This window comes from Peteryoungia algae (assembly GCF_030369675.1).
In the GTDB taxonomy this organism is placed as follows: domain Bacteria; phylum Pseudomonadota; class Alphaproteobacteria; order Rhizobiales; family Rhizobiaceae; genus Allorhizobium; species Allorhizobium algae.
On the sequence record NZ_CP128477.1, the window covers coordinates 3,760,916 to 3,786,730 of the forward strand.

A 25,815-nucleotide genomic window follows, 5' to 3' on the forward strand; every position below is an offset into this window, starting at 1 on the left:
AAAACCGGTCGCGTGAACGGACCGGTTTCGTAAACCCGGTCTATTTAGCCACTTGTTTAACGTGGCTGCAAGCCGACCGGCCAAATCACCACGGGATAAGGCTGCCTTACGCCTTCGCGGGTCTTGCGTCAATTGGTGGGCTTTGGTTTTGTCTGGCCCAAACAGGATTGAGATCATGACCTTGAAACCCGGGATTTTGTCCGATCGTGCGATCGGCGCCTTGTTCGGTGGCGGCCAGCTGAAGAGCGAGGTCATGCTGGACAAGGACCAGATCCAGCCCGCAAGCCTCGATCTGCGCCTAGGGGGCAAGGCGATCCGCGTGCGCGCGAGTTTCATGCCGGGCCGGGGGCATACGGTTGCCGAGAAGCTGGAGCGGCTGACCCTTCACGAGATCGATCTCGAAAACGGTGCGGTTCTCGAAACCGGCTGCGTCTACATCGTGCCGCTGATGGAAAGCCTCGACCTGCCGGCCGAAATCTCGGCTTCGGCCAATCCGAAGAGTTCGACCGGCCGCCTCGACATCTTCACCCGCGTCATGGTCGATTACGCCCAGGAATTCGACAAGGTCCCTGCCGGCTACAAGGGCCAGCTCTTTCTCGAAATCTCGCCGCGCACCTTCCCGATCATCGTGCGACGCGGCTCCCGCCTGTCGCAGATCCGTTTCCGGGTCGGCCATGCCCTACTGGGCGAGGCCGAACTCTTTGACCTGCACAAGGCCGAGACGCTGGTTGCGAGCGACATGCCAAACGTCTCGGGCGGCGGCATTGCGCTGTCGATCGACCTGAAAGGCTCGGGCCCGCAAGGCCTGATCGGCTATCGCGGCAAGCACCACACCTCGGTTATCGACGTCGACCTGAAGGGTGCCCATGAGGTCTTGGATTTCTGGGAGCCGCTCTACAGCCGTGGCCGCGACGAACTCATCCTCGATCCGGACGAGTTCTACATCCTCGTCTCCAACGAAGCGGTGCATGTGCCGCCGCTCTACGCCGCCGAAATGACGCCATACGATCCGCTTGTCGGCGAATTCCGCGTCCACTATGCCGGCTTCTTCGACCCCGGCTTCGGCCATGCGCCGGCCGGCGGCTCGGGCAGCCGCGCGGTGCTCGAAGTCCGCAGCCACGAAGTGCCCTTCATCCTCGAACACGGCCAGGTGATCGGCCGCCTCGTCTACGAGCATATGCAGGAGCGCCCGGAGGGCCTCTACGGTACGGGCCTTGGCTCCAACTATCAGGCACAGGGCTTGAAACTCTCCAAGCACTTCCGCCTGCCCTGACAAAGAGGGGCGGCATTCGCGCCCCTTTCCGTCCCATCCGGCTTGACACTCCGGTCGAACTGTTGGATTTCTCATCCCCGTTGCGGGTGTAGCTCAATGGTAGAGCAGCAGCTTCCCAAGCTGAATACGAGGGTTCGATTCCCTTCACCCGCTCCAGCTTTCCTCACCTACCACCCGCAAACCGCGCAAACGCTGCCAGCAGATCGCCCAGCCGCTTGGCCGTGGCCTCGTCGGTGAGATTGCCCTCGGCGTCGAACAGCGTATGTGCCCGAGACACCATCAACCGCTTTTCCGCAAACACCTGGCAACCGAGCGTGTGCAGGACCGAGAGCCAGGCGTTCTGGCTAAGCAGCGTGCCGAAATTGCCGGGCGAGGCGCCGACCAGGGCGAAGGGCTTGTTGCCGAAGACCTTGGCCATGTCGGAGGAAGGGCGTGACAGCCAGTCGATGGCATTCTTGAAGGCACCGGGTATGCCGTTGTTGTATTCGGGGGTGAACAGGATCACGCCGTCGGCGGCGATGATCTTCTCCTTGAGAGTGGTGACAGCGGCCGGGATGCCCTCTGCTTCTTCGAGGTCTCCGTCATAGAGTGGGATGCCGTGGATGCCTGAAGCCTCCAGCGCATAGCCCTCGGCCTTGATTTCTGTCGCGGCCTTCAGCAGCGCTGTATTGAGCGAGCCCTTGCGCAGGCTTCCCGAAATGCCGAGCAGTGTCACCATGATTTTTTCCTCGTATGGATTTGTTGTAAGGGAGGGTAGAACAGGGAGAATGCGATGACCAGCGGCCTGCACCACATCACGGCGATCACCCGGAAGATCCAGGCCAATGTCGACTTCTATTGCGGTTTTCTGGGCCTGAGACTCGTCAAGCGCACAGGGGGCTTCGAGGATGCCGCCCAGCTCCATCTGTTTTACGGCGACGCCGTCGCAGGTCCCGGCTCGCTGGTGACATTTCTGGCCTGGGAAGACGGTTCCCCCGGCCGCGTCGGCCATGGGGCGGCAAGCGAAATCGCCTTTGCCATTCAGCCGGATGCGATCGGCTTCTGGCTGACGCGTGCCTTGCAGTTCGGTGTTGCAGCGACCGGCCCCGCAACCGAATTCGCCGAGCCTGTGCTCAGGCTCATCGACCCTGATGGCGTCATCGTCAAGCTCGTCGGCACGAGCGCGGTTGAGCCGGGCGCGGCCTGGCCGGTGCGCGGCATTGAAGCGAGGGATGCGATCACCCGTCTGCGGGCAGCGACCCTGCTGTCGGAGCAGCCTCAGCAGACCGCCGACTTTCTCACCCGCCATGCCGGTTTCCGTGTGTCGGCGACTGAGGGCACGATCACCCGCCTCACGTCTGAAAGCGGTCAGGGTATCGATGTGCGCGACGCCAGTGGCTTCTGGCCCGCAGCCCCCGGCACTGGCGCCATCGATCATGTGGCGCTGCGCATGGCTGATCGCGCCGCCGTCGAAGCGCAGGCGACCGAGCTGAAGTCGAGCGGTGACGACACGATCAACATGCATGACCGCAAATACTTCTATTCCCTCTATGTCCGCGAGCCCGCAGGCTGTCTGATCGAACTCGCCTCCGATGGTCCGGGCTTTGCCATCGACGAGCCGCTGGAAACCCTCGGAGATCAGCTCTTCATCCCCGAACACTTTCACCTGCGCCCGCAAGACATCGTGCCGATGCTGCCGCAATTCGCGCTTCCGGGAGAGCCTCGGACCATATACCGCGACCTGTCCTTCGTGCACCGCATCCACGAGCCGGATGCCGGTGATGGCTCGACGCTCGTCCTGCTGCACGGAACCGGCGGCAATGAGGCGAGCCTTCTGCCCTTCGCGCGCAAGATCGCGCCGTCGTCGACCCTTCTCGGCCTTCGGGGCCGCGCGACGGAGGAAGGTGTGGCCCGCTTCTTTCGCCGCTTCGGTCCGCGCGATTTCGACCAGAAGGACATCGTCGCGGAGGCCGAAGCCTTCGCCGCATTCATCGAGGATGCCAAACAGGCCTATGGCATTGACGAAATGCGCCTGCGTTTCGCCGGCTATTCCAACGGCGCGAATTTTCTCGCGGCCACGATCATGTTGCATCCGGGTGTCGTTCGAGAAGCGATGCTTCTGCGGCCCATGCCGGTTCAGAGCGATCCGCCGAAAGCCGATCTCTCGGGCACGCGCATTCAGATGGTCATCGGATCGGACGATCCCGCAGCCGGCGAGAGTGAGATCCTGGCCAAGCAATTGAGAGACCGCGGCGCCCGGATCACGCTGACGCGGGTCGCCGGGGATCACAACCTCTCGGACGAGGACGTGACGGCGGGGACTGCCGGGTTTGTCTGAACAATTCCGAGCGCCAGGGATGTGCTGCGTCTCGGCTGGTGCGGTGTCTTGTTCCAGTGAAAGGGCTTGAGCCTGAGCTCGACCACGGCCTTCCAGGCTGCCAGCGATACGGCCATCCAGTAGACGGGGATCATCGTCCATTTCCACCCCATGCCCTTTTTCTCCCGGTCCGTCATCGGTGTGGCCCCAAGCGCGAAGAAGACGGCATAGCTGCCCAGAATGTTGAAAATGTCCATGGCGAGCATCATCGTGGTGAAGACATTCGGTTGCGGCGCCGGAATCTGCATCAGCGACAGGACAGAGAGCGTGATGAAGATCAGCAGACCGGGATGGCTGAGCGCTGCGACCAGCATGCCGCCGACAAGCAGCTGGAAGACAAAGAAGGAAAACGGCCCCATGTCGCGCGCGGTGCGCAGGGGATGGCGCATCAGCACCAGCCATGTTTGCAGCCAGCCTTTGTACCAGCGGGTGCGCTGTGCGAGCCAGATGGCAAAATCGGTCGGCGCATCCTCATAGGTCGGAAGTGTGAGCGTCGAGGAGCGATAGCCCATGCGACAGAGCCGCATGCCGAGATCCGCGTCCTCGGTCACATTGTAGGGGTCCCAGCCTCCGCTGGCCTTGAGCAGGGCGGTCTTGAAATGGTTCGACGTGCCGCCGAGCGGCAAGGGCAGGCGATAGAAGCCGAGTGCCGGCAGGAGACGGCGGAACAGGGCGGAATATTCGAGCGCGAAGATCGCGCTGATCCATCGGTCGCCGGCATTGTCGATCACCAGTGGTGACTGCAGACAGGCGAGCTCGGAAGGGCCGAGACGGAAGGCATGATAGGCCTCCCGCAGTTGCCGCGGATGCGGTCGATCTTCGGCATCGTAGATGGTCAGGAACTCGCCGCGCGCGCCTGATAGCGCATAGGTCAGCGCTTTCGGCTTGGTGCGCGGCGCCATGGCCGGCACCTCGACCACTTCGATATGCGGTCCAGGCTGCGCCCGCCTTATGGCGTCCAGCGTTTCGAGGTCATCCGCCTCGCAGACCAGTTTCACATCGAGCAGGCTGCGTGGCCAGTCGAGTGCATCGAGGGCCGCGATCAGTTGCGGCACGACGGCCGTCTCGCGATAGAGCGCGACCATGACCGTATAGATCGGAAGCGTGCCCGCGGTACTCTCAAAGGAAACGTCCGGTCGCGGATGATGCCGGCCGTGGGAGACCGCAGCCATCCTCAGGAAGAGGGCCGCTGTGTGGAAGAAGGACAGCATCATGTGGGCGAGCACCACCGCGACCATCGGCGCATAGATCAGGAGCAGACTGAGCAGGCAAAGGCTGGCGCCGGCGAAAAAGCCCTGATCACCCGTGACCACGAGCCGCGCCGAAAGAGGTTGCTGATGATCGAACAGACCACGCACCGCATGGTTGACGCGACGGTTCTCGCCTGCTTTCCAGGCGGCTCGACGGATTGCGGACGGCGTCGTCACCACCAGGCTTCCGGCCCCATTTCCACTACGACCGAAGCGTTTCGCCAGACCGTCCATGTGCAGGATGTTCGCCGCCACGGCCATGACCGGAGGCCTGTCCGTGTGATGCAGTCGCAGCATGCGTGGTTCGACGAGCTGTGTGTCGCCATGGACGTGGTCCACGACGAGCGCCGGATCAATCTCGGAAAGAAAGGGCAGATCGTACATGCGCGCCAGACCGGCGAAATATGCGTCCTCGTTGACCGCGCCGCTCGCGAGAAGTTCCGCCTCGACGCTGGTTCCGTTAATTGCCGCTTGCTGCGCCATCTTGGCGATCAGCGGCTTGGAAATGCCGAGTGTATGGAGCCGCCGTGCTTCCGCTTTCAGCTGCGCGCAATCGATCATGCCGGGCGCGCTTGTGGCACTCCGCCTGTCATGCACCGGTGTTCGCCCCTGGCGCGCGGCAACGATCCGCGGGCCGTATTCCCTCGTCCACACCAAGCTGCTACACGTCATCTGACTGAACGACGCCCCGCTTTGACCCCAGACGATGATGATAGAGATGCGCGCAAAAGTTACATCCCTAGATTTAATGGGGTTGTGGAGGCTGTTGGTGGCCCTTCTGCTGACCTGGGGGCTCGTGGCACCGTCGGCCAGAAGTCAGGAGCCGGAATTTCCGGTGCTGTTCGATGCTCGTGAACGGTTGGTCCGGCCCGATGTCAGTGGCGCTCTGCGCCTGCGCTTCCTGACGACGACAGATTTTCCGCCGTTTAACTTCACCGACCAGAACGGCAGGCTTTCGGGCTTCCATATCGATCTCGCCCGGGCGCTATGCGAGGAACTCGGGCTGCAGACCCGCTGCCAGATCCAGGCGCTGCCCTATGCGCAGCTCACTCAGGCGCTCGAAGCCAAGCAGGGGGAGGCGGTCATGGCGGGCGTGGCGGTCACGCCGGATTTGCGCGAGCGCTTCAATTTCACCCGCCCTTATTTGCTCTTGCCGGCCCGTTTTCTTCTGCGCAGCGACGAAGTCTTGCCACGCCAGGATGCCGGCGGGTTGTTCGGGCGCAAGGTCGGTGTGGTCAAGGATACGGCCCATGCCGCGATGCTGGAGGCCTTCTTCCCGAATATTGAGCGGGTCCAGTTCGAGGATCGCGATGCCGCAATGCAGGCTCTGAAGGAGAAGGAGGTTTCGGCCGTCTTCGCCGACGCCCTGCAGCTGTCCTTCTGGATGGTAAGCCCGCAATCAGCCGGCTGCTGCCGTTTCCTCGATGGACCCTTCCTGTCGGAGCGTCATCTCGGCGAAGGCATGACGATCATGGTCGGCGGTCAGGATGGCGCGCTGGCAGGCGCGCTCGAAAGCGCGCTGGCCGCGCTTTCGAAGGATGGGCGGCTGGAGGAAATTTATCTGCGATATTTCCCGGCCGGTCTTTTCTGAGCGAGATCAGATCTGGCGGTAACGGGCAGACGCGCTGCGTTCGATCGCGGCACAGGTGAGCTTGTCGAGCCCGAGGCGATCACGCAGAAGCTGAAGCAGACGCACTTCCTCGGCCCGGACAGTGAGATCGACGGCCACGATTTCGACGGCGAGTGCATAGGCCGTCTCGTGCAGCCATGCCGGCAGGGCGTCGCGTATGGTCTCCAGGACGATGTCGAGACCTTCCGGCCCTGAAAGCAGACCGGCGCAGCGTTGCGAGACCTCAATCAGCCTTTCCTTCTCGAAATTGTCGAAGACCGGCAGGATGTCGATCAGCTGACCGATACGGACAAGTTCCTTTTCGGCCATGGCATTGTCGACGGCAGACGCCATGACCATGACGAAAATCAGGGACTCTTCCGGAGAAACGGGCTTGTTCATGAAGGATGCTTTCCAGTTGCGATGGCCAGAGAGTAGGAGGTGCGGCGGAGCGTTTCAAGGGAAGGCGCTGGCCGAGCGACAGTCTGGCGGGCGGCATCGTGCTCAGCGCACGGGGTCACCAAAAAGCCCGCGTCTGGCGAGGCGGGCTTCTTCCGTCAATGCGACCAGGGCAGAGCCCGGCTCTGCCTCTGCCCACCCATATTTCGCAAGCCATGACGCGACATCCTGGACGCCAACCCAACAGCGTGTCCGGATCTCCCCCTGCCAGGCCGTGGCGCTCGTCTCGCAGGCAAGCGATCTGTTGCGCAGGAAAACGCGTTGCTGGGTGCGTGCCATGGCGCCGCAGGGCCACGATGTGCCGTCGCTCGCAACACATCGTCGCTCTGTCGGGGTCTCGATGATATCGGCAAGCCGCACGCGCTGGTCGGCACCGAAGGCGACGATGCCGGCGGAAACGCTGACTGGCCGATGGAGAAGGACCACCTTGGGTTTTGTCTTTGTCTCCACCTCGGACAGAGGCGCGCGCGCCGCGACCCGTTCAAGGTCGCCGGTGTCGGTGAAGGCCGGCGAGCCGAAGGCTTTGGGCTCGATGGCCCTGACCCGACGTCGCGCCTCGGTCTGTGGGGCGGGCTCGATCGCTTCTTCGGCGGCTGCCCCGACTTCCGGCAGATCGAGCTCGGACGGATCCGGCACATCGAGGTCCTCGATATTGTAATCAACCGGATCCTCCCGGAAATGTTCACCGGCCTGCACCACGAGATAGGCCCAGAGAAGGAGGCCGATCGCGCCTGCAATGAAGGTGCCGATGCGTTGCATAGGTGCGTTTTCCTACTGGCTCGCCCAGATGATGCGCGCCACCCACTCGACGTCGCTCATGTCGAGCATGCGCGGCGGATGTTCGGGATTAAGCGACTGCAACTCGACCGACTTGGCGCTCTGGCGCGCGAGGATCTTCGCCATGACCTCGCCTTCGCGGGTCTTGACGACGACGCGGTCGCCGCGCCGCACCTGGGCGCCGGGCTCGACGATCAGGATGTCACCATCGCGATAGAGTGGTTTCATGCTCTCGCCCTGGACTTCCAGTGCATAGACGCCGTTATTGCGCCCGGGCGCTGCTGGAAACTCAACGAGATCCCATCCCTGGCCTGCGGGGAAGCCGCCATCATCGAAGAAGCCGCCGGCACCCGCCTGGGCCATGCCGAGCAGGGGTATGGAGCTTGCCTGGGGCGGGAAGGCGCCTTGCGGCAAGGCATGGCCGCGCATGCCGTCCGGCGAAACATGGCGCATGAACTGATCGAGACTGGCGCCGGTCGCTTCCAGCACCTTGGCGATGGATTCGGTCGAGGGCCAGCGCATGCGGCCATCCGCGCCGACGCGCTTGGATTTGTTGAAGGATGTAGGGTCGAGGCCCGCCCGGCGCGCAAGACCCGATGGCGTCAGCGAATGCTGCTCCGCCAGCCGATCGATCGCGGCCCATATGCTGTCATGCGAAAGCATGTTCGCGCCTCTTCAGCGCCGGAACGCATTGGATCCCCGGTCCGGCAATGGCACAAATCATAGACGAGCGGCCAGGCTTAGTAAAGTCGAAAAGGAATAAAATCCTCTACGACTCGCCGGCGGTCAGGCGACCATCGCCATGTTGATCTTGCCCAGCTGGATGACGGCCTGCGTGCGACTGTCGACTTTCAGCTTGAGCAAGATGGCGGAGACATGCGCCTTGATCGTCGCTTCCGACACGCCGAGTTCATAGGCGATCTGCTTGTTGAGCAGGCCCTCGCCGAGCATGCCAAGCACGCGGCTCTGTTGTGGCGTCAATGTACGAAGGCGATTGATGAGGTCGGCGACGTCGGGGTCGGTTTCCTGGCCACCCTGATAACTCGCCGGCGTCGCGATATCCCCTTCAAGCACCGACTGGATCGCGGCCCGGATTTCGTCGATGCCGGCTGATTTCGAGATGAAACCGGAGGCGCCGAGTTCGAGCGCACGCCGAATGGTGACGGGGTCATCTGACGCCGACACGATCACCAGCGGCAGGCTGGCGAATTCGGCGCGCAGTGCCATGAGCCCCGAAAAGCCGGAAGCGCCAGGCATGGCCAGATCGAGCAGCATCAGGTCGGCGTCGGAATGGCTCGCCGCTGCCTTGCGCGCGGCTTCGAAATCACCGGCCTCGATGATCGTCTGCATGCCGTCGATACCGCTGACAGCCTGGCGCAACGCGCCTCGGAACAGCGGATGGTCGTCGGCAATGATGAAGGTGGATGCAGCCATGTCAAAGCCCCCTCCCAAGAGCGATGTCATATTGCGCACGAATGCGTGCAGTCCTTTTAACGTTTGCCGCGGCACTAGACAATGGTCGTGCAGCGAATGAAAGAATAGCCCTTGACGAACGTCAGGTCCGGTCGGGAATTTTCTCTGGTTCCGATCGCTGTTCTTCTCCCTGGAACTCCTGCACGAGGTTGAAGAAGGCGCGCATGAAGCGTTCCATGATGCCGATCGATCGGTCGATCTCGGCATCGCTGGGCATGTCGCCACTCTTTCCGGGCATCGCGCCGGCGATCTGGCTCTCCAGCGCCTCGACCCGTTTTTCAAGCCGCGCGAGATCCGCATCATAGGCCGCCCGCTCGTCGGCGGCCATCCGGCAGGTGAGCGTTCCATCGGCCTCCGTGCAGAGCGTCACCGCCCCGGTCTGGCGGTCGAGCCGCACGAAGCCGCCCTCGGACCGTTCCAGACTGTAGCGATCCGGATTGGCTTCCTGCGCAACGGCCGCCGTGATCGGGAGCGAAAGGACCGCAAGCGAGAGCATCGTTTTCCTGATGGCCATCTGTGTCTCCTCCTGTCGTCCGTCTCGCCGGGCGTGGACATTTGCCGGCGTTTGCGGCAAACCCGCCACAACCCTCATGATCTGCGAGAGACGGGACCTTGGACAAGAGCATATACAAGATCGTGCCGCGAGAATTATGGCAGGAGGCCCGGGTGGCCGGCCTTTTCAAGGGCGCTGCCATCGATCTCCTCGATGGCTACATCCATTTTTCCACTTCTGCCCAGGCCGTCGAGACCGCGCGTTTGCATTTCGCCGGGCAGGCGGGGCTCCTGCTTGTCGCCGTCGACGCCACGATGTTCGGCGAGGCGCTGAAATGGGAAGCATCGCGCGGGGGGGATCTCTTCCCGCATCTCCATGCCGACCTTCCGCTCGACGCCGTGATCTGGGAAAAGCCCCTGCCACTCGGGGATGATGGGCTTCATGTCTTTCCGCCGATGCAAGAGGATCCTCGCTGATGTCCGATCTCTTTTCCCTTGGCCGCCGCGGCCTCTTTCTCTTCGATGCGGAAACCGCCCATGGTCTCTCGATCGCGGCACTCAGGACCGGCCTCGTTTCGGCTTGCAAGGCGCCTGCCGATCCGCGCCTCGCCCAGACCGTAGCCGGCATCCGGTTCTCCAACCCGCTCGGCATGGCGGCTGGTTACGACAAGAATGCTGAGGTTCCGGATGCACTGCTGTCCCTCGGTTTCGGCTTCGCCGAGGTCGGCACGCTGACGCCCAAGCCGCAGGCAGGCAACCCGAAGCCGCGCATCTTTCGTCTCGAACGCGACAATGCCGTGATCAACCGCCTCGGCTTCAACAATGAAGGCCACGCCGCAGCCCTTGCGCGCCTGTCTGCTCGTCGCAGCCGCCCGGGCATCGTCGGTGTCAACATCGGCGCCAACAAGGATGCGACGGACCGGGTCGCGGATTACGTGGCCGGCATTCGCCAATTCTATTCCGTTGCCACCTATTTCACCGCCAACATTTCGTCGCCCAACACGCCCGGCCTGCGCGATTTGCAGGCGAAGGAGAGCCTCGATGCGCTGCTCTCGGCCGTGCTCGCCGCCCGATCGGAAGAGGGCTTGCGCGCCGGCAAGCGCTTGCCTGTCTTCCTGAAGATCGCGCCCGACCTTACCGAAGAAGGCATGGATGACATCGCCGAGGTTGCGGCCGCACACGATCTCGACGGCCTGATCGTCTCGAATACCACGCTGTCACGCGACGGCCTGACCGACACCACGCTTGCCGGTGAGGCGGGAGGCCTGTCCGGGGTCCCGCTCTTCGACAGGTCGACCGCCGTACTCGCCCGCATGCGCAAGCGTGTCGGCCCCGACTTGCCGATCATCGGCGTGGGTGGGGTTTCCTCGGCCGAAACGGCGCTCGAGAAGATCCGCGCCGGTGCCGACCTCGTGCAGCTTTATTCCTGCATGGTCTATCAAGGGCCTGCTCTGCCCGGCCGGATCCTGCGCGGGCTGTCCGCCCTGCTTGACCGCGAAAAGGTCGCCAATATCCGCGAGCTTCGCGACTCGAGGCTGGGTCACTGGCTGTCGGTGAAGGTCTGATCGGTTTTCGGCTTCAGCCTCATGAGCAAAAGCAGGCCGCGCAACCCGAGAAACACATTGAGCGCGATCCAGAGGCCGTGATTGGAAAACAGCGGCACAAGGACTGCCACGCTCGCGAGATAGCCTGTCAGTGCGAGCAGCATCATGTTGCGCATGTCGGATGACCAGGTCGCGCCGATGAAGACGCCGTCCATGTGGAAGGCCAGCGCTCCCGTCAGTGCCGTGAAGGCAGCATAGACGAGATAGGTTTCAGCGACGCTGCGCACATCTCCGGCGGTGGTGATGAAGCCGATGATCGCGCTTCCGAATGCGAGGAAGAAGGCGAGGCTGGCAAGCGCCAGGCCGAAGGACCAGAGACCCGTCAGTTTGACTGCACGCTCGAAGGCCGGGCGTTGCCGGCCGCCGATTGTCTCGCCGGTGATCTGTTCGGCCGCCGTCGCCATGCCGTCGAGATAGAAACTCGCGATCATGAAGAAATTCATCAATACTGCATTGGCAGCCAGGGTTACCGCACCAAAGCCGGCCCCGATGCGGGTCATGACGGTGAAGGCCGTGATCAGCGAGAAGGTGCGGATGAGGATGTCCCGGTTGAGCCGGAGGAGTGCCATCAGCTTTACACGGTCGGTGACCATCGAGACCTGCGGGACGGCGTCGCGACCGTAGCGCCAGAAGATGAAGGCGAAGCCGGCGACCATGGCGACGAACTCGCCGATCACCGTTGCCCAGGCAACCCCTGCAATGCCGTAGCCGTAGGTAAGGCCGAGCAGGATCGACATGGCAATGTTGACGCCATTGAGCAGGATCTGCAGGGCAAGGCCGACGGAACCCAGTCCGCGTCCAAGCACGAAGCCGAGCAGGGTGAAGTTGGACAACGTCACAGGGGCGGCGAGAATGCGGATGCCGATATAGGTCGCAGCCGCCGCCTGAACGTCGCCATCTGCGCCCATGAGCGGCGGTCCGAAGCCGACGATGGCGGGGGAGGCGATGAGGATCAGCAGGCCAAAGCCGAGCGACAGAACGATGGAGCGCCAGAAGACGGCAAAGAGTTCGAGCGCTTCTCCGCGTCCCTGCGCCTGGGCGACGAGCGCCGTGGTCGAGGCTCTCAGGAAATTGAGGCTGGCGAAGAGCAGGTCGAAAAGCGCCGCCGCAATCGCAAGCCCCGCGAGCTGGGCAGCTTCGCCACTTCTCCCCACGACAGCGGTATCGGTGAGGCCGAGCAGCGGCGTGGTGATGAAGCCCAGCGTCATGGGCACCGCGATCGCAAGCACGGAGCGGTGGCTGACCGTAATCGGCCTTGAAACGAAAGATGATGGGCTGTGCATAAATCGCTCCGGTGGGGACCGGAGCGGGAGAATCACTCAGGCCGAGAGCACCATGGCCCAGTAGGGGCGGTTGCCGGAAGAGGAATCCCAGGCGACGGCGACGCCGAGTCCGTTGAAGCCACCGAGCATATTGTCGAGATGCCGCTTCGAATCGATCCAGGCTTGTACGGCCCGTTCGACCGTGTCCTGGCCAGCCGCGATGTTTTCCGCTGCCGGCAAGGGCACGTCATGGCCCTTCATGCGGGCACCGAAACTGTCATTGAAGCCTATCAGATGCGACATCTGACCGGCGCGTGCCATGCGCTTGGCTTGAGCAACCGCCGCGACCTCTGCCGATCGGCCGCGCGAGAGCGACGAAAGACCGCGTGATTGCCGAAGCCGGTTGACCAAGGGCAACGCTGCCGCGGTCTCGGCCCGCGACTGGCCCTCGCCAGGATTGAGAATGTCCGTCGAGCGGCAGCCGGCGATCGTGGCTGTCAGGAGACCGGCCGAGATCAGAAGCAGCCGGCGACGGGGAAGGGTGATCTCGGCCATCGGCGGCTCAGTTCCGGGACGCAAAGAGGCGCAGCAGAATAAAGGCCGGAATGACGACCGTTGCGCCGATCAGCAGATATTGACCGACGCGACCCAGCGCATCGAAGCCCGTGTACCAGATGTCGAGGATGAAATGGCGGATACCGTCAAGGAGGTCGACCGGATCGAGCCCGAAGATCGACATCACGAAGCCGACGATGAGCGAAACGACGATCAGCTTGACGAGCGTGCGGCCCGGAGTGTCGCCGAGAAATCGATTGATGCCATCCGCCATTCGTATCTCCTGTTGTCGTCCGCTGATATGGGCGCGGTCCGCCCGCCCCGCAAGCCGGCGAAGCAGGCACCCATTAGCACTTGAGTTTTTTCCGGCGATCGGTCAAGACCGCGCGCCGTCTCCATGCTGGAAGGCGCGAGGATCTCTTCGATGCAGCCTACCCAGTTTTCGTCCGGCGACGTCATCGCCGACCGTCGTGCCGACTATGCCCGCATGCTTGCCGAGAATGGCGAACATGAGGCAGCGGTGGAATTGATGGAGCAGGCGCTTGAACTCGTGCCTGACTGGCCGGCCGGCCTTGTCACGTTCGCGGACTATGCCGAAAAGGCGAGCCTGGTGGAAAAGGCGATCCTTGCCCTGAGGCGCCTGCTCGACCTGGACCCTGAAGATCTTTTCGGCGCACAGCTGAAACTTGCGCTTCTGGGGGCGGAAGAAGTTCCTGACCAGCCGCCCTCCCGTTATGTGGAGGCTTTATTCGATGAGTATGCCGACCGCTTCGATGCAGCACTCGTGGAACGGCTGGGCTACGCGGTCCCGGCCGAGCTCGCACAGCTGATTGCCGAACATGCCGACCGGCACTTCGAGATTGTCGCCGATCTCGGCTGTGGTACAGGCCTCTTCGGCGCTGAGATCCGCGACAGGGTCACTCGCCTCGAGGGCTTCGACCTCTCGGTCAACATGCTGGCCAAGGCTGAGGAAAAGGGCCTATACGATCTACTGGCCAAGTCCGACCTCTCGCTTGATCCGCCAGGTTCAGGACTTTTCGACGATGGCCTCGCAGAAGGCCGCTGCGACCTCATCTCCGCTGCCGACGTGCTGATGTATCTCGGCGATCTCGCCAATGCCTTCACGCTGGCGGGTCGGCTTGCAAAACCTGGTGCGCTATTCGCATTTTCGGTCGAAGATGCCGGCGAGGGAGACGGGTTTCTGTTGGCGCCGAGCCTGCGCTATGCCCATACCGAACAGCATGTTCGGCAGCGTCTCGCTGAAAATGGCTTCGATGTGCTTATTCTGACCCGGACCACCATTCGCATGGATGGCGGAGAACCGGTCTTCGGCATTCTGTTTCTTGCGAGCCGAATAGGCTGAGAAGCAGCTTTCTTGCGATTTGCCTCATAGGTCAGCTTTGCTGACCTATCGTTCTTGTTTTCCAGGGGATCTCGGGTACCATTTCACTTGGGAGGTCAGTTCTGGAGAGCGAGATGGCGCAGTTGACGAGCATGCTGGGAATCTGGAATTCGAATCCGACCCGCCACACACCTGCGGAAGATCTGCAGGGCCTCGTGGCCGGTAGTCTCATCGCCGCACTTGGCCTCTACTTTTTGGCGCAGGTTGGCCTTTTGACTGGCGGCATGGCCGGTCTCGCCTTCGTCCTGCACTATTGGAGCGGCTGGAGCTTCGGTCTCCTCTTCTTCCTGCTCAATCTGCCATTCTACCTCCTGTCGCTGCGTCGCGTCGGCCTCGATTTCACCATCAAGACCTTCGTGGCCGTCGGCCTCACCTCCTTTATCGTCGAAATCGAAAGCCGCTTCCTGGTCATCCAGAGCATCGCACCGGTCTGGGCGGCTGTTCTCGGCGGCCTGCTGCTCGGCTTCGGCCTGCTGGCGCTTTACCGCCACCGCGCCAGCCTCGGCGGCCTTGGCATACTCGCCGTCTATATCCAGGACCGCTTCGGCATCCGCGCCGGCCTCGTACAGCTCGTCTTCGACCTCTGCGTCATGGCGCTGGCCTTTGCCGTCGTCAGCCCCTCGGTGGTGCTCTATTCGGTGATCGGTGCCGTAGTGCTGAACCTGTTCCTTGCGATCAATCACCGCTCGGATCGATACATCGCGCTGCGATGATGCCCGGGGGGATGCTTTCGCCTCTTCTCTTTCGTCGTCCGTCCACTACCTTGGGGCGGTGACGACAGCTGATTCCACCCATTCCCTTCTGCCTGCCCCCTTCCTCCGCTGGTTCGGTGAAAAGGGCTGGCAGCCGCGTGACCATCAGCTGGAGCTGCTGGCCCGGGCGAGATCTGGGGAGGATGGCGGCGAAAGCCTTCTGTTGATCGCCCCGACCGGCGCGGGCAAGACGCTCGCCGGCTTCCTGTCGTCGCTGACCGAATTGACGGAGCGCGGGCGCAAGAAACCGGGGGAGGCCTTCACCGGGATACACACGCTCTACATCTCGCCGCTCAAGGCGCTTGCCGTTGATGTTGAGCGCAACCTGATGAAGCCCGTCACCGAGATGGGACTTCCGATCACGATCGAGAACCGGACCGGCGACACCCCGGCGCACAAGCGCCAGCGGCAGAAGACCAATCCGCCGGATATTCTTCTGACGACCCCGGAGCAGGTGGCGCTCTTGCTCTCCCATTCCGATGCTGTCCGCTTCTTCAAGGATCTGCGCTACGTCATCTTCGACGAACTGCATTCCCTGGTCACCTCGAAGCGCGGCCATCTGTTGTCGCTCGGTCTCGCGCGCTTGAGGAAGCTCGCCCCCGGTCTCAAGACCATTGGCCTCTCCGCGACCGTCGCGCAACCGATGGACCTGCGCCGCTGGCTGGTCGCCCAGCCGGAGGAGGGTGAGGCGGCGGCCGGTCTGATCACGGTCGAGGGCGGTGCCAGACCCGATATCACCATCCTGCAAACCGAAGATCGCATTCCGTGGTCCGGGCATCGCGCGGTCTATGCCATTCCCGAGATCTACCGGATACTCAAGGACTTTCAGACGACGCTGCTCTTCGTCAACACCCGCTCCCAGGCCGAAATGCTCTTCCAGGAACTCTGGACGGTCAATGATGACAACCTGCCGATCGCGCTGCATCACGGCTCGCTCGATGTCTCGCAACGCCGCAAGGTGGAAGCGGCCATGGCCGAGAACCGGTTGCGGGCTGTCGTTGCGACCTCCACGCTCGATCTTGGCATCGACTGGGGGGACGTCGATCTCGTCATCCATGTCGGTGCGCCCAAGGGTGCCTCCCGGCTTGCCCAGCGTATCGGTCGCGCAAACCACCGCATGGATGAGCCGTCGCGGGCAATCCTGGTGCCGGCCAATCGATTCGAGGTGATGGAGTGCCAGGCGGCTCTCGATGCGAACTATATCGGCGCACAGGACACGCCCCCGGTCGGAGAGGGTTCGCTCGACGTGCTGGCCCAGCATGTGCTTGGCATGGCCTGTGCGGATGCCTTCGACGAGGAAGAGCTGTTCCGCGAGGTGACGACGGCGCTGCCCTATGCCTCCCTGCCGCGTGAGACCTTTGCCCGCATCGTCGATTTCGTCGCGACCGGCGGCTATGCGCTTCGAACCTACGAGCGCTACGCCCGCATCCGCCGCCGCAAGGACGGTTTATGGCGCGTCTCCAACCCGCAGGTCGCTCAGCAATATCGCCTGAACCTCGGCACCATCGTCGAGATGCCCATGCTGAATGTCCGGCTGGTCAAGCGCAATCATCTCGGCTCGATCGGGCGCGGCGGCATGACGCTCGGCAAGGTCGAGGAGTATTTCTTCGAGCAGCTGACCCAGGGCGATACCTTCCTCTTTTCCGGCAAGGTGCTGCGCTTCGAGGGTATCAGGGACAATGAGTGTCTCGTGTCGAACGCTTTCTCGATGGATCCGAAGATTCCGGCTTATGCCGGCGGCAAATTTCCGCTCTCGACCTATCTCGCCGAGCAGGTTCGCGCCATGCTCGACGATCCCGGGCGTCGTTCTAGCCTGCCCGATCAGGTGCGCGACTGGCTGTCGCTGCAGGCGGAGAAGTCGGTTCTGCCAAAGCGCGGCGATTTGCTGATCGAGACTTTCCCGCGCGGCGAGCGCTTCTACATGGTGATCTATGCCTTCGAGGGCCGGCTGGCGCACCAGACGCTCGGCATGCTGCTCACCCGCCGGCTGGAGCGCATGCGGGCAAAGCCCTTGGGCTTCGTCGCGACGGATTATGCACTCGCAATCTGGGCCTTGGAGGACATGGGCTCGCTGATCGCGCGGGGAGCACTCAGCCTCGCAGACCTCTTCGATCAGGACATGCTGGGCGACGATCTCGAGACCTGGCTCGACGAGAGCTTCATGCTGAAGCGCACCTTCCGCAATTGCGCCGTGATTGCCGGCCTGATCGAGCAACGCCATCCCGGCAAGGAGAAATCAGGCCGGCAGGTGACGGTCTCCTCCGACCTGATCTACGACGTGCTGCGTACCCACGAGCCGGATCATATCCTGATGCAGGCAACGCGACAGGATGCCGCTGCCGGACTTTTGGACATCGCCCGCCTTGCCGATATGCTGGAGCGAATCAAAGGGCATATCCTGCACAAGCGCCTGAGCCAGATTTCGCCGCTCGCCGTACCCGTGATGCTGGAGATCGGCAAGGAACCCGTGGCGGGAGAGGCCCAGGAACATGTACTGTCCATGGCGGCAGACGATCTGATCGCCGAAGCCATGGCGTGAACCATGCGGAGCGGCTATGACGGCACCGGGCACTGCGGAATGAGCAAATGACGGGTATGATGGCGAGGCGCCTTGCGCCGATCGAGACAGTGGAGACGACGACCGAGATTGCCGTCTCGGGCGTGGCCGCAGTCTGTGATCTCACCGGCGCCATGTACCTGCCTGATCACCGCACCCTCGTCGTGTCCGACCTGCATCTCGAAAAGGGGGCTGCTTTCGCCAGACGAGGTCAGCTGCTGCCGCCCTATGACACGCTTGCCACGCTGCGCCTGCTGGAGAGTGTGGTTGCGCGCTACCAGCCGGCGACGATCATCAGTCTGGGTGACAATTTCCATGACCGCGTCGGTTCGGCCCTGATGCCCTCCGTGTTCCGGGAAATGATCCTGGGCCTCGCCGGTGGACGGGAGATCGTCTGGATCAACGGCAATCATGATCCGGATGGCACCACCGCTCTGCCAGGGACGTCGATGGATGAGTTCTCGCTTTCTGGCCTCACCTTTCGTCACGAGCCGTCGCTCGCCCATGGCAAGGGCGAGGTGGCCGGTCATCTTCACCCGTCCGCCACCGTCCGCCGCCGTGAAAAATCAGTTCGGCGCCCGTGCTTTGCGACTGACGGACTACGCATGGTCATGCCATCCTTCGGCGTCACAACGGGTGGCCTCGACCTTCGCCACAAGGCCTTCACAGGCCTCTTTGCCCGCACGGAACTGATCGCACACCTTCTCGGCCGCGACCGGATTTATTCGGTGCGCTTCGGCAACCTCCTCGGCTGAGCTTGCCGTTCAGTTCGACTTGACCGCATAGCGCAGGATCACGGCACCGGTGTCGACCGGCCGCGCCTCAAGCAGCGCCAGCTTCTTTTCAAAGCCCGGTTTGAACAGCGGATTGCCCTTTCCGAGCAGCACGGGCGCCAGGCAAATCCGGATCTCGTCCATCAGTCCCGCCTCCAGCAAAGTGTGCTGCAACTCTGCGCTGCCGAAGACGAAAATGGTCTCGCCCGGCAGCAATTTCATCGCCTGCAGGTCGGAAACGGCATCCGAGAGAACGCGCGTGTTGTTCCACTGCGCTTCCGTCAAGCTTCGACTGGCAACACCCTTGGCCTTGGCATTCATATAGGCCTTGATCTCAGGTTCTTCCGTCGTTTCCTGCCAGTGGGCGGCCATGCCTTCATAGGTCTTGCGACCGAAGACGATGAAATCGGTCTCCTCGCCCAGGGACACTGCATAGCGGCGCAGGTCCTCTCCCCAGACGGTGTGGTGGAAGGACAGGTCCCAGGGCGTCTCGCCCTCGAAAAATCCGTCCAGCGACATCAGGTTCCAGCCAATCAGCTTACGCATCTCGATCCTCCCAAAACCGATTGCATATTGAAACTGGTTGATCGGTAGCGCATCTGGTGGCAAGACGCAATCAGTTTCGGGAGGCGGGAAATGACATCGCAACGATCGGGCTGCCCCATCAATCTGACATTGGAAGTGCTCGGCGATCGCTGGAGCCTGATCGTCATCCGCGACGTGATGTTCGGAAACCGCCGGCATTTCCGCGAACTCTTGCAGAACTCCGAAGAAGGTATCGCCTCGAACATCCTGGCCGATCGGCTGAAGCGTCTCGTCGCCCAGGGGCTACTTGCTCGCGCCGACGATCCGACACATCGCCAAAAAGGCATATACACCCTGACCGAACCTGCCATCCAGCTGGTTCCCATGCTCGCCATGATGGGCGCCTGGGGGCGGAAGCACCGTCCGGTCAGCGAAGATCTGGCCGTCCGCGCCGAAATTCTCGAACGTGGCGGCGCGCCGCTCTGGGAAGCATTCATGGCAGAGCTCAGGGTGATCCATCTGGGCGCCGAGCGCGAAGCCGGAGCCCGCGACGTTCTGCGCGAACTGACGGAAGCCTATCTCGACGTCAAGGCACGCATGGCCGCCGGGTGAGCCCTCAGTCCCGTCGGAAGAGCAGGCTCGCGGCCCAGCCGGTGATCAGCGCCAGCACGACGGCAAAGGCGCCATAGGTCAGCGGCTGCTGGTGGGCGGCTTCGGTGATCGCTTCCTCGAGGCCGGTCTTGATCACGCGCAGAGGCAGTTCCTTTTCCGCGATGAACTCCCCGGACTTGAAGAGATAGGCACGCACCATGTGGACGCCGTTCGGGATGTTGGCAGGCAAACGAAGGGTCGCCTTGAAGAGGCTCGATGAGACGAAGCGCACGCCGCCCGTGTCGCGCTGGTAGAGCCCGCCCGTCTGTTTCAGCCGGCGGAACGCATCGCGAAATTCGCCGAGATTGGCGGCGTTGCTGATGAAGCCCGTGGGCGTCAGCGCCAGGTGGTCGATGCCGATCCCCAGAGATGTCAGCACATCGTCGGCCGCAATTTCCTCGACCGGTCGCGTGCTGGCGAGCGAATAGGAAATCGGCATCTGTTCGAAGGTCAGCGAGGTACGGTTGACCCAAATGCCGAAGAGACGTTCCTTGCGCCGTACGGTGGTCCAGTCACGCGGTCCTTCAAGCATCACCACGACGTCATATTGGCCGATCGCAAGCAGAAGCTGGTCGGTTCTGGTCAGGGCACCGAAGATGGTGAGATCGGCGCCGGAGAAATCCGAGGTGATCGCGATTTCGCTGGTCGAAGTGCCGATATCCATGCCTTCGCGTTCCGCAAGCTGCGTCGTCAGCGGATCCTGCGCCACAGCCGGCGCAAAAAGACCGATGAAGGCGGAAAGCATGAGGGCGAGCAGACACGTTCTCATGTCAGCCTCCGATCGCCAGCGAGTAGAAGTCGTCGGGTGTCACGACGAGTTCGATCGCAAGACGCACGCCGACGGCGAGAACGAGCAGGCCGAGAAGCGCACGCAACTGCTCGCCGCGCAGCTTCTGTCCGACCCGCACGCCATATTGCGCGCCGATGACACCGGCCACCATGAGAACGAAGGCAAGCACGATGTCGACGGAATAGTTGGTCGCCGCCTGGACGATCGTGGTGTAGGCGGTGGTGAAGATGATCTGGAACAGCGACGTGCCGACGACGACGTTGGTCGGGATCCGCAGCAGATAGATCATGGCTGGCACCATGATGAAACCGCCACCGACACCCATCACCGAGGTCAGGATGCCGATGCCGAAGCCGAGCGCCAGGATGGGAATGACGCTGAGATAGATCTTCGACTTCTTGAAGCGCATCTTGAAGGGCAGGCGGTGCACCCAGTTGTGCTGGCCGGGTCGCTTCAAGGGGGGCGCTTCGTTGCGCGCCGCACGCCGCAGCGCCCGCAGGCTCTCTGCCAGCATCAGTCCGCCGACCGTGCCAAGGAAGACGACGTAGAGCAATGAGATGATCAGGTCGAGTTGGCCGAGGCGTCTCAGCCAGGAGAAGATGAAGACGCCGATCGTCGCTCCCACGAGGCCGCCTATGAGCAGGACAGTGCCGAGCTTCATGTCCAGCGTTCCGCGCCGGAAATGCGAAATGGCGCCCGATACCGATGAGGCGACAACCTGGTTTGCGCCGGTCGCGACGGCGACCACGGGCGGAATATTGTAGAAGATCAGGAGTGGTGTGATCAGGAAGCCGCCACCCACGCCGAACATGCCCGATAGGAAGCCGACAGCCGCGCCCATGCCGAGGATGATGAACACGTTGACCGACAACTCGGCGATCGGCAGATAGATCGTCACCTTCGGACCTCAAATGCAGGTATCCGCACTCTCTGGCGCGGTCGCTATCGGGCCTTTGAGCCCTTGCTGGCTTTCATGCTGGGCGGTCGCAAGTCCTTGATCGCACTTGCTACCGTTCGAATTCTTTCTTGCGCCTCAGAGGCTGCCAAGTCAATTCAACAGCCCCTCATAGACCGCCAAACGCGGTCTTTTATGACAGTCGCATCATTTGTTGCGTTCGAGCAACTCCGTCACCAGCTTGTCTGTCACCTGTCCGGTCGGCTGCTCGCCGATGGAGGTCTGGAAAGCCTTGATCGCCGAGACTGTCTTGGCGCCCATCAGGCCATCGGGCGTGCCGGCATCGAAGCCGTTCTTGTTCAGGATCGCCTGAATGTTGCGGATCGCCTTTTTCATGTCGACGCTGGCCGTTTTCAGGCCCTTGCCCGCCCATTCGTCCGGGGTATTGGCCGAGTTGGCGTCTGGGTTCAGCTCCTTGGCCTTCCAGAGATCGACTTCGGCGCGAGCGCGCTCCAACTGATCCGGTTTGAGTGCATTGGCGACTTCGTCGCGCTTCTGGGCGGCGTCGCTATCGCCACCCTTGGCCGCGATTGCGAACCACTTGTAGGACGTCACCAGATCCTGCGATGTGCCGTTGCCGCGTGCGCTGAGGATGGCGAGGTTGAACTGGCTGTCGGAGACGCCGTAGTCGGCAGCCTTGGTGAACCATTCCACCGCCTTGGCATAGTCCTGCGCACCGTCTTTTCCGGAAGCATAGATGACGGCGAGGTTGTGCATGGCGCTGGCATTGCCGGCATTGGCCGCCAACTCGTAATAGCGCTTGGCTTCATCGATGTTTGGCGCGACGCCCGTCCCCTTTTCAAGGAAATTGGCAAGGCGATACTGGGCGAGTGCGAGCCCCTTGTCAGCCGCCATGCGGTACCACTTGGCCGCTTCGGCAAAATCACTCTTCACGCCGCGACCCTCGGTATAGCGCGCGCCGATTTCAAAGAGCGCGAGCGGATCGCCATTCTTGGCGGCGAGGGACAGAGAGGGTGGCGTGATGTCTGCAGGAACGATGATGTCCGCTGAGGGAGCCTGAGCCGTGACCTCTTCGGCGACCACGACCTTGGTCGCTTCTGCCGTCTGCGGTTGCGCCGATCCAAGCGTGGCGGCGACCGGGGCGGAGGCTGTCGTTTCGAGGCTCTGGGCGGGCGTGCCCGAAACGGGGGCCACCAAGGCGCCGACCGGCGCAGCGAGGGAAGCATCCGGCGTTGCCACCGACGGCTCAGCTGCGAGCTCTGCCTGCATCTTGGCCGGAGCGTCACTGTTGACCGCCCCGGCGCCCGGTGCTGCAAGTTCGGCAATGGCCGGCGCGGTGTCGACGGGCTGGTCGATGGGCGCGATTTCGCTCGTCTCGTCCGGAGCCACGTCCTCGACCACCGGAGGGGCTTCGCTCCTGGTCAGGGTATTGACCAGCGGCATGGCCATGGCGGCAAGCAGGATGGCGCCGACGGCCATCAGGATCGGACGGCGATACCGGGCGAAGAGGGAGGGGCCAGCCGCTCTCGACTTGGCCTTGACATCGGACAGCGTCTTGCTGGCAGCGGGAGCTGATTTCTGGGCGCGGTCCATCTCCATGGCTGCTGCCTGGGCAGCACGGCGGGCGGCGGCGATGTAATCGGTCCTGTCGGCGCTGTCCTCGGTGGATGTGCTGGTTTTTGTGGCCTGCTGGCTGGCGCGAACGCGTTCCAGGATCTTGCGCACGTCCGGAGCGCCCGAGCCCGGCTCCAGCAATTCGTTGGCATCGTCAGGCGGGAGCAGGTCCACCGGATCGAGCGAGGGAGCGGGGTCGATCGTCTGACGCGCCTCTGCAACGGCCTTGGTGGCCTTCTTGCCCGGAATCAGCTTCTTGCCGAGGCCGGCAAGCAGGCTCGGCTTGGTCGCCTTCTTCTCGCGTGCGGCATCGATGACCGGCAGCGCGGTCATGGTCTGGGCAAAATCATCGGCAGCCGCGAGCAGTTCCTCATCGATCGGATGCATGGCCTCTGCGGCCGGCTCTGCGACCATGCGCGGCGTCTGCTGTGCCATGGGGACGGCGCTTTCGTCCGCGCGTGCGGCCTGCGCCGGGGCGATCGGAGACTGCGCAAAAAGCGGAGCCGCCTCCTGGGGCTGGCCCAGATGATGCAGCTCATCCAGCCGTCCGGCGATCTGGACGAGCGTGTCGTGCAGCGCTTCGAAGGTACGGTGTGTACGCTCTTCGGAATGGCGCGTATGGTCTTCAAGCTGCCTCAAATGCTCCGACAGCGCCGTCAGTGCGGAAATGTCCGCCGACTCTGCCTGGCTGCCCGCTGGGAAGCGATGCGCGAAGTTGGCCATGACAGTCTCGGCTGCCTGACGGGCGGCTTCGATGATGTATTCGTCGCTGGTCGCGACATAGTCTTCAAGCGCGGAGATGCGGCCTGCGACCTCGGGATTCTGAGCCGGCGGCTGGCTGATCAGGGCGGAGAGGTGGGCGATCTGGTCTTCGAGCCCCCGGAGGCTGGCGCTTTCGCTGGCCGGACCAGAAGAATTCGTTTCCTCCAGCCGGTCGACCACGGCATTCAGCCGATCCTCAAGGTTGCGAAGCGCGCTGTCGTCGAACATGGCGACCGGCTGCGGCGCATCCAGTTCCTCGATCCGCTGTGCAAGGTTTTCGAGCCGATCGGCAAGGCGATCATTGCCGGCACCGCTGTCGAGCGCGTCGATCTTGCGCGAGATGTCGGCGAGATATCCGGTGAGTTCCGGGGCCGGCACCGGCGTTTGCGCCCGTTCCAGCATGTAGGACATCTGGTCGAGACGCTCTTCCAGGCGCGCGGCACCCTGTTCGGCCGACAGCTGTTCGATCCGTGCGGTGAGCAGTTCCAGCCGTTCCGCCATCTCGAACGACGCGTCGTTCTGCGGCGCGCGGTGTTCGGAGAGGCCTTCGATCTGTCGGGCAAGGCCGGAGAGCCGCTCTTCCAGGCGGTGGAAGGTGGCCGGGTCATTGCCCGGGCCGCTGTTGCGGCTGCCGGCGGCGATTGCCCGGGTGATCTCGTCGAGGCGCATGTCGAGCGAGGAGAAATGCTCCATCACCATGCGCTCGTTCGGATCGATATGCGCGCCGATATGCTCAAGTGCCGCCGCGACCGTGATCAGTTTCTCTTCGAGTGCGCGGATGGCGCGCGTGTCACCTATGCCGCCGAGCTGGGACTTGATGTCGTCCAGCCGGTCGGCGATGCGGATGATCTCGTCACGCATGGCACCGGTGTCCAGCCCCTCGAGGCGCACTTCAACATCGTCCCAGCGGCGTTCCATGCGGCGCATGGAATCCTCGCGCGCCAGACCGTCCATCAGCGAGCGCAATTCGTTGAAGTCCTCGCGCAGTCCGTCCGTGCCGGGTGCCTTCACACCTTCGAGCCGCTGGAGGCTCTCGGCGAGCCGGGCGATATCCTGGTGCAGGTCATCTCGCGGCCGGCTTTCTTCGGCCAGTGCGCGCAAGGAGCGCATTTCGTTGCGGAGGCCGGCGATCTCGTGCGACAGGCTTTCGGCAATGTCCTGCTTGAGCTCCCGGCGCAGCCCGCTCAACGCTTCGGCAATGTCCTCACTGGCGCGTGCGGCAACAGCGGCCGGAGCGGCTGCGCGTGCCGGATAGGATGGCAGCGGGTCGGAAAGCGGCGGCAGGGGCTGGCGCAGCGGCGGGCGCGCCGGCTGCTCCTCACTGCGGCTGTAGAGGCTGCGATCACCACCCCGACTGCGGCCCTCTTCGAGTGCGCGCTGGCGCTGGCGGATTTCAGCCAGCGGATCCGGGCGCTGATCGCGCTCGTTGCGCAGCACATCGTCCGCGCGGCGGCCGGGCAGGGGCCGCGATGCTGGCTCGTCCAACCCGCGGCTGCGAGCGGCCTGCTGGCCGATCAGTCCTTCGATCCGCGCCTCAAGCCCTTCAATGGTGCGACTCAACGCATCCAGGGAGGATGGGCTGCCGGGCCTTTGCGTCTCAGATCGCGATCCGTTCATGGTTCTGCTCGCTTCGATGATGCCGGGCGGATCATGCCGTCCGAATGCGTCCGAGTGGTCCATCTTCGCTTCGGCCGAGGCGCTGTGCGTTAAAGCGCGCAGGCGACGTTGGAATCACGGATGGATCACCAGCTTTCAAACGCAACCATTCATGAAACATGGTAAACAAGCCGTTAATCATGTGCTGAAAAACATGAAGAAGCCCCGATAGATCATGCTGCGCTCCTGCCCCGCGCAAGCGGCGTATGGGAGTTTGGCAAGGGGAGGGTGTCATCCAGACGAGCGGGCGAAAATGCCGCGCCTGGAAATTTTGACGTTTACGCGCACGTCAATTATTTGTATAAGC

General features: G+C 63.0%; 24 protein-coding genes, 1 tRNA gene and 1 riboswitch. Of the genes, 11 read left to right on the top strand and 14 right to left on the bottom strand.

Going from position 1 to position 25,815, the window contains the following annotated elements:
* Positions 1-23: 23 nt before the first annotated feature.
* Positions 24-102, bottom strand: a riboswitch (SAM riboswitch).
* A gap of 73 nt (positions 103-175) precedes the next feature.
* Positions 176-1,273, top strand: a complete 1,098-nt coding sequence (locus QTL56_RS17850) for a 2'-deoxycytidine 5'-triphosphate deaminase (protein WP_245134540.1) — start codon at positions 176-178, stop codon at positions 1,271-1,273.
* 82 nt (positions 1,274-1,355) lie between these two features.
* Positions 1,356-1,429: transfer RNA gene (locus QTL56_RS17855), tRNA-Gly, on the top strand.
* Between the two features lie 7 nt (positions 1,430-1,436).
* On the opposite strand, the gene QTL56_RS17860 is transcribed toward QTL56_RS17855, so the two are convergent.
* Positions 1,437-1,991, bottom strand: a complete 555-nt coding sequence (locus QTL56_RS17860; RefSeq protein WP_245134542.1) for an NADPH-dependent FMN reductase — start codon at positions 1,989-1,991, stop codon at positions 1,437-1,439.
* 54 nt (positions 1,992-2,045) lie between these two features.
* Between QTL56_RS17860 and QTL56_RS17865 the strand changes: the two genes are divergently transcribed.
* On the top strand, positions 2,046-3,590 hold the full coding sequence (locus tag QTL56_RS17865; RefSeq protein WP_245134544.1) for a VOC family protein: 1,545 nt from the start codon (positions 2,046-2,048) through the stop codon (positions 3,588-3,590).
* Here QTL56_RS17865 and QTL56_RS17870 read toward each other — a convergent pair.
* Positions 3,539-5,533: a glycosyltransferase gene (locus tag QTL56_RS17870; RefSeq protein WP_245135484.1), complete on the bottom strand. Its 1,995-nt coding sequence runs from the start codon at positions 5,531-5,533 to the stop codon at positions 3,539-3,541. The two genes, QTL56_RS17865 and QTL56_RS17870, sit on opposite strands and share 52 nt — an antisense overlap.
* Positions 5,534-5,597: 64 nt before the next feature.
* On the opposite strand from QTL56_RS17870, the gene QTL56_RS17875 reads away from it, so the two are divergent.
* On the top strand, positions 5,598-6,470 hold the full coding sequence (locus QTL56_RS17875; protein ID WP_245134545.1) for a transporter substrate-binding domain-containing protein: 873 nt from the start codon (positions 5,598-5,600) through the stop codon (positions 6,468-6,470).
* 6 nt (positions 6,471-6,476) lie between these two features.
* On the opposite strand, the gene QTL56_RS17880 is transcribed toward QTL56_RS17875, so the two are convergent.
* The 5 genes from QTL56_RS17880 to QTL56_RS17900 all read right to left on the bottom strand — a co-directional run bounded on the left by QTL56_RS17880 (position 6,477) and on the right by QTL56_RS17900 (position 9,711).
* Positions 6,477-6,890: a tellurite resistance TerB family protein gene (locus QTL56_RS17880; RefSeq protein WP_229573317.1), complete on the bottom strand. Its 414-nt coding sequence runs from the start codon at positions 6,888-6,890 to the stop codon at positions 6,477-6,479.
* Between the two features lie 102 nt (positions 6,891-6,992).
* A complete protein-coding gene (locus tag QTL56_RS17885) occupies positions 6,993-7,706 on the bottom strand; it encodes a thermonuclease family protein (protein WP_245134547.1) in 714 nt (237 codons plus the stop codon).
* A 12-nt stretch (positions 7,707-7,718) separates the two neighbouring features.
* Positions 7,719-8,387 (bottom strand): S24 family peptidase, encoded by a 669-nt coding sequence (locus tag QTL56_RS17890; RefSeq protein ID WP_229573314.1) that lies wholly within the window; start codon positions 8,385-8,387, stop codon positions 7,719-7,721.
* Between the two features lie 123 nt (positions 8,388-8,510).
* The gene (locus QTL56_RS17895) at positions 8,511-9,158 is read right to left on the bottom strand and encodes a response regulator (RefSeq protein WP_229573312.1); all 648 of its coding nucleotides are present in this window, start codon (positions 9,156-9,158) and stop codon (positions 8,511-8,513) included.
* A gap of 121 nt (positions 9,159-9,279) precedes the next feature.
* A complete protein-coding gene (locus QTL56_RS17900) occupies positions 9,280-9,711 on the bottom strand; it encodes a hypothetical protein (RefSeq protein WP_245134549.1) in 432 nt (143 codons plus the stop codon).
* 98 nt (positions 9,712-9,809) lie between these two features.
* On the opposite strand from QTL56_RS17900, the gene QTL56_RS17905 reads away from it, so the two are divergent.
* Both QTL56_RS17905 and QTL56_RS17910 read left to right on the top strand, forming a co-directional pair.
* On the top strand, positions 9,810-10,166 hold the full coding sequence (locus tag QTL56_RS17905; protein WP_245134551.1) for a DUF952 domain-containing protein: 357 nt from the start codon (positions 9,810-9,812) through the stop codon (positions 10,164-10,166).
* A complete protein-coding gene (locus QTL56_RS17910; RefSeq protein ID WP_370660371.1) occupies positions 10,163-11,254 on the top strand; it encodes a quinone-dependent dihydroorotate dehydrogenase in 1,092 nt (363 codons plus the stop codon). Before QTL56_RS17905 ends, QTL56_RS17910 begins: the two co-directional genes overlap by 4 nt.
* Here QTL56_RS17910 and QTL56_RS17915 read toward each other — a convergent pair.
* From QTL56_RS17915 to QTL56_RS17925, 3 genes are read right to left on the bottom strand one after another with little or no spacing between them, the layout of a single operon-like run.
* Positions 11,230-12,576 carry an MATE family efflux transporter gene (locus tag QTL56_RS17915; RefSeq protein WP_245134555.1) on the bottom strand — a complete coding sequence of 449 codons (1,347 nt, stop codon included), beginning with the start codon at positions 12,574-12,576 and terminating at the stop codon, positions 11,230-11,232. The genes QTL56_RS17910 and QTL56_RS17915 overlap by 25 nt on opposite strands.
* A 36-nt stretch (positions 12,577-12,612) precedes the next feature.
* Positions 12,613-13,110: a CAP domain-containing protein gene (locus QTL56_RS17920; RefSeq protein WP_229573304.1), complete on the bottom strand. Its 498-nt coding sequence runs from the start codon at positions 13,108-13,110 to the stop codon at positions 12,613-12,615.
* Positions 13,111-13,117: 7 nt separating this feature from the next.
* On the bottom strand, positions 13,118-13,384 hold the full coding sequence (locus QTL56_RS17925; RefSeq protein WP_245134557.1) for a DUF6460 domain-containing protein: 267 nt from the start codon (positions 13,382-13,384) through the stop codon (positions 13,118-13,120).
* A 150-nt stretch (positions 13,385-13,534) separates the two neighbouring features.
* Here QTL56_RS17925 and QTL56_RS17930 point away from each other — a divergent pair, with 150 nt between their 5' ends.
* From QTL56_RS17930 to pdeM, 4 genes are all read left to right on the top strand, one after another.
* Positions 13,535-14,473, top strand: coding sequence for a methyltransferase domain-containing protein (locus QTL56_RS17930; RefSeq protein ID WP_245134559.1), 939 nt, complete (start codon positions 13,535-13,537; stop codon positions 14,471-14,473).
* A gap of 113 nt (positions 14,474-14,586) precedes the next feature.
* The gene (locus QTL56_RS17935) at positions 14,587-15,225 is read left to right on the top strand and encodes a DUF6198 family protein (protein WP_245134561.1); all 639 of its coding nucleotides are present in this window, start codon (positions 14,587-14,589) and stop codon (positions 15,223-15,225) included.
* Positions 15,226-15,283: 58 nt separating this feature from the next.
* On the top strand, positions 15,284-17,803 hold the full coding sequence (locus QTL56_RS17940) for a ligase-associated DNA damage response DEXH box helicase (protein ID WP_245134564.1): 2,520 nt from the start codon (positions 15,284-15,286) through the stop codon (positions 17,801-17,803).
* 56 nt (positions 17,804-17,859) lie between these two features.
* Positions 17,860-18,576, top strand: a complete 717-nt coding sequence (gene pdeM, locus QTL56_RS17945; RefSeq protein ID WP_245135486.1) for a ligase-associated DNA damage response endonuclease PdeM — start codon at positions 17,860-17,862, stop codon at positions 18,574-18,576.
* Between the two features lie 9 nt (positions 18,577-18,585).
* Here the strand turns inward: pdeM and QTL56_RS17950 are convergent, their stop codons facing one another.
* Positions 18,586-19,140 (bottom strand): dihydrofolate reductase family protein, encoded by a 555-nt coding sequence (locus QTL56_RS17950; RefSeq protein WP_245134566.1) that lies wholly within the window; start codon positions 19,138-19,140, stop codon positions 18,586-18,588.
* 90 nt (positions 19,141-19,230) lie between these two features.
* Between QTL56_RS17950 and QTL56_RS17955 the strand changes: the two genes are divergently transcribed.
* Complete coding sequence (locus tag QTL56_RS17955) at positions 19,231-19,731, top strand: winged helix-turn-helix transcriptional regulator (protein ID WP_245134568.1); 501 nt, start codon at positions 19,231-19,233, stop codon at positions 19,729-19,731.
* 4 nt (positions 19,732-19,735) lie between these two features.
* Here QTL56_RS17955 and QTL56_RS17960 read toward each other — a convergent pair whose 3' ends face one another.
* From QTL56_RS17960 to QTL56_RS17970, 3 genes are all read right to left on the bottom strand, one after another.
* Positions 19,736-20,539 carry a TIGR02186 family protein gene (locus QTL56_RS17960; RefSeq protein ID WP_229573283.1) on the bottom strand — a complete coding sequence of 268 codons (804 nt, stop codon included), beginning with the start codon at positions 20,537-20,539 and terminating at the stop codon, positions 19,736-19,738.
* 1 nt (position 20,540) lies between these two features.
* Complete coding sequence (locus QTL56_RS17965) at positions 20,541-21,458, bottom strand: sulfite exporter TauE/SafE family protein (protein WP_229573282.1); 918 nt, start codon at positions 21,456-21,458, stop codon at positions 20,541-20,543.
* A 204-nt stretch (positions 21,459-21,662) separates the two neighbouring features.
* Complete coding sequence (locus QTL56_RS17970) at positions 21,663-25,469, bottom strand: peptidoglycan-binding protein (protein ID WP_245134570.1); 3,807 nt, start codon at positions 25,467-25,469, stop codon at positions 21,663-21,665.
* Positions 25,470-25,815 lie beyond the last annotated feature (346 nt).

What these genes read in the sequence shown, in the direction of transcription:
- QTL56_RS17850 (WP_245134540.1), top strand. Translation starts at nt 176, where the DNA reads ATGACCTTGAAACCCGGGATTTTGTCCGATCGTGCGATCGGCGCCTTG.
- QTL56_RS17860 (WP_245134542.1), bottom strand. Translation starts at nt 1,991, where the DNA reads ATGGTGACACTGCTCGGCATTTCGGGAAGCCTGCGCAAGGGCTCGCTC.
- QTL56_RS17865 (WP_245134544.1), top strand. Translation starts at nt 2,046, where the DNA reads ATGACCAGCGGCCTGCACCACATCACGGCGATCACCCGGAAGATCCAG.
- QTL56_RS17875 (WP_245134545.1), top strand. Translation starts at nt 5,598, where the DNA reads ATGCGCGCAAAAGTTACATCCCTAGATTTAATGGGGTTGTGGAGGCTG.
- QTL56_RS17880 (WP_229573317.1), bottom strand. Translation starts at nt 6,890, where the DNA reads ATGAACAAGCCCGTTTCTCCGGAAGAGTCCCTGATTTTCGTCATGGTC.
- QTL56_RS17885 (WP_245134547.1), bottom strand. Translation starts at nt 7,706, where the DNA reads ATGCAACGCATCGGCACCTTCATTGCAGGCGCGATCGGCCTCCTTCTC.
- QTL56_RS17890 (WP_229573314.1), bottom strand. Translation starts at nt 8,387, where the DNA reads ATGCTTTCGCATGACAGCATATGGGCCGCGATCGATCGGCTGGCGGAG.
- QTL56_RS17895 (WP_229573312.1), bottom strand. Translation starts at nt 9,158, where the DNA reads ATGGCTGCATCCACCTTCATCATTGCCGACGACCATCCGCTGTTCCGA.
- QTL56_RS17900 (WP_245134549.1), bottom strand. Translation starts at nt 9,711, where the DNA reads ATGGCCATCAGGAAAACGATGCTCTCGCTTGCGGTCCTTTCGCTCCCG.
- QTL56_RS17915 (WP_245134555.1), bottom strand. Translation starts at nt 12,576, where the DNA reads ATGCACAGCCCATCATCTTTCGTTTCAAGGCCGATTACGGTCAGCCAC.
- QTL56_RS17920 (WP_229573304.1), bottom strand. Translation starts at nt 13,110, where the DNA reads ATGGCCGAGATCACCCTTCCCCGTCGCCGGCTGCTTCTGATCTCGGCC.
- QTL56_RS17925 (WP_245134557.1), bottom strand. Translation starts at nt 13,384, where the DNA reads ATGGCGGATGGCATCAATCGATTTCTCGGCGACACTCCGGGCCGCACG.
- QTL56_RS17930 (WP_245134559.1), top strand. Translation starts at nt 13,535, where the DNA reads ATGCAGCCTACCCAGTTTTCGTCCGGCGACGTCATCGCCGACCGTCGT.
- QTL56_RS17935 (WP_245134561.1), top strand. Translation starts at nt 14,587, where the DNA reads ATGGCGCAGTTGACGAGCATGCTGGGAATCTGGAATTCGAATCCGACC.
- pdeM (WP_245135486.1), top strand. Translation starts at nt 17,860, where the DNA reads ATGATGGCGAGGCGCCTTGCGCCGATCGAGACAGTGGAGACGACGACC.
- QTL56_RS17950 (WP_245134566.1), bottom strand. Translation starts at nt 19,140, where the DNA reads ATGCGTAAGCTGATTGGCTGGAACCTGATGTCGCTGGACGGATTTTTC.
- QTL56_RS17955 (WP_245134568.1), top strand. Translation starts at nt 19,231, where the DNA reads ATGACATCGCAACGATCGGGCTGCCCCATCAATCTGACATTGGAAGTG.
- QTL56_RS17960 (WP_229573283.1), bottom strand. Translation starts at nt 20,539, where the DNA reads ATGAGAACGTGTCTGCTCGCCCTCATGCTTTCCGCCTTCATCGGTCTT.
- QTL56_RS17970 (WP_245134570.1), bottom strand. Translation starts at nt 25,469, where the DNA reads ATGAACGGATCGCGATCTGAGACGCAAAGGCCCGGCAGCCCATCCTCC.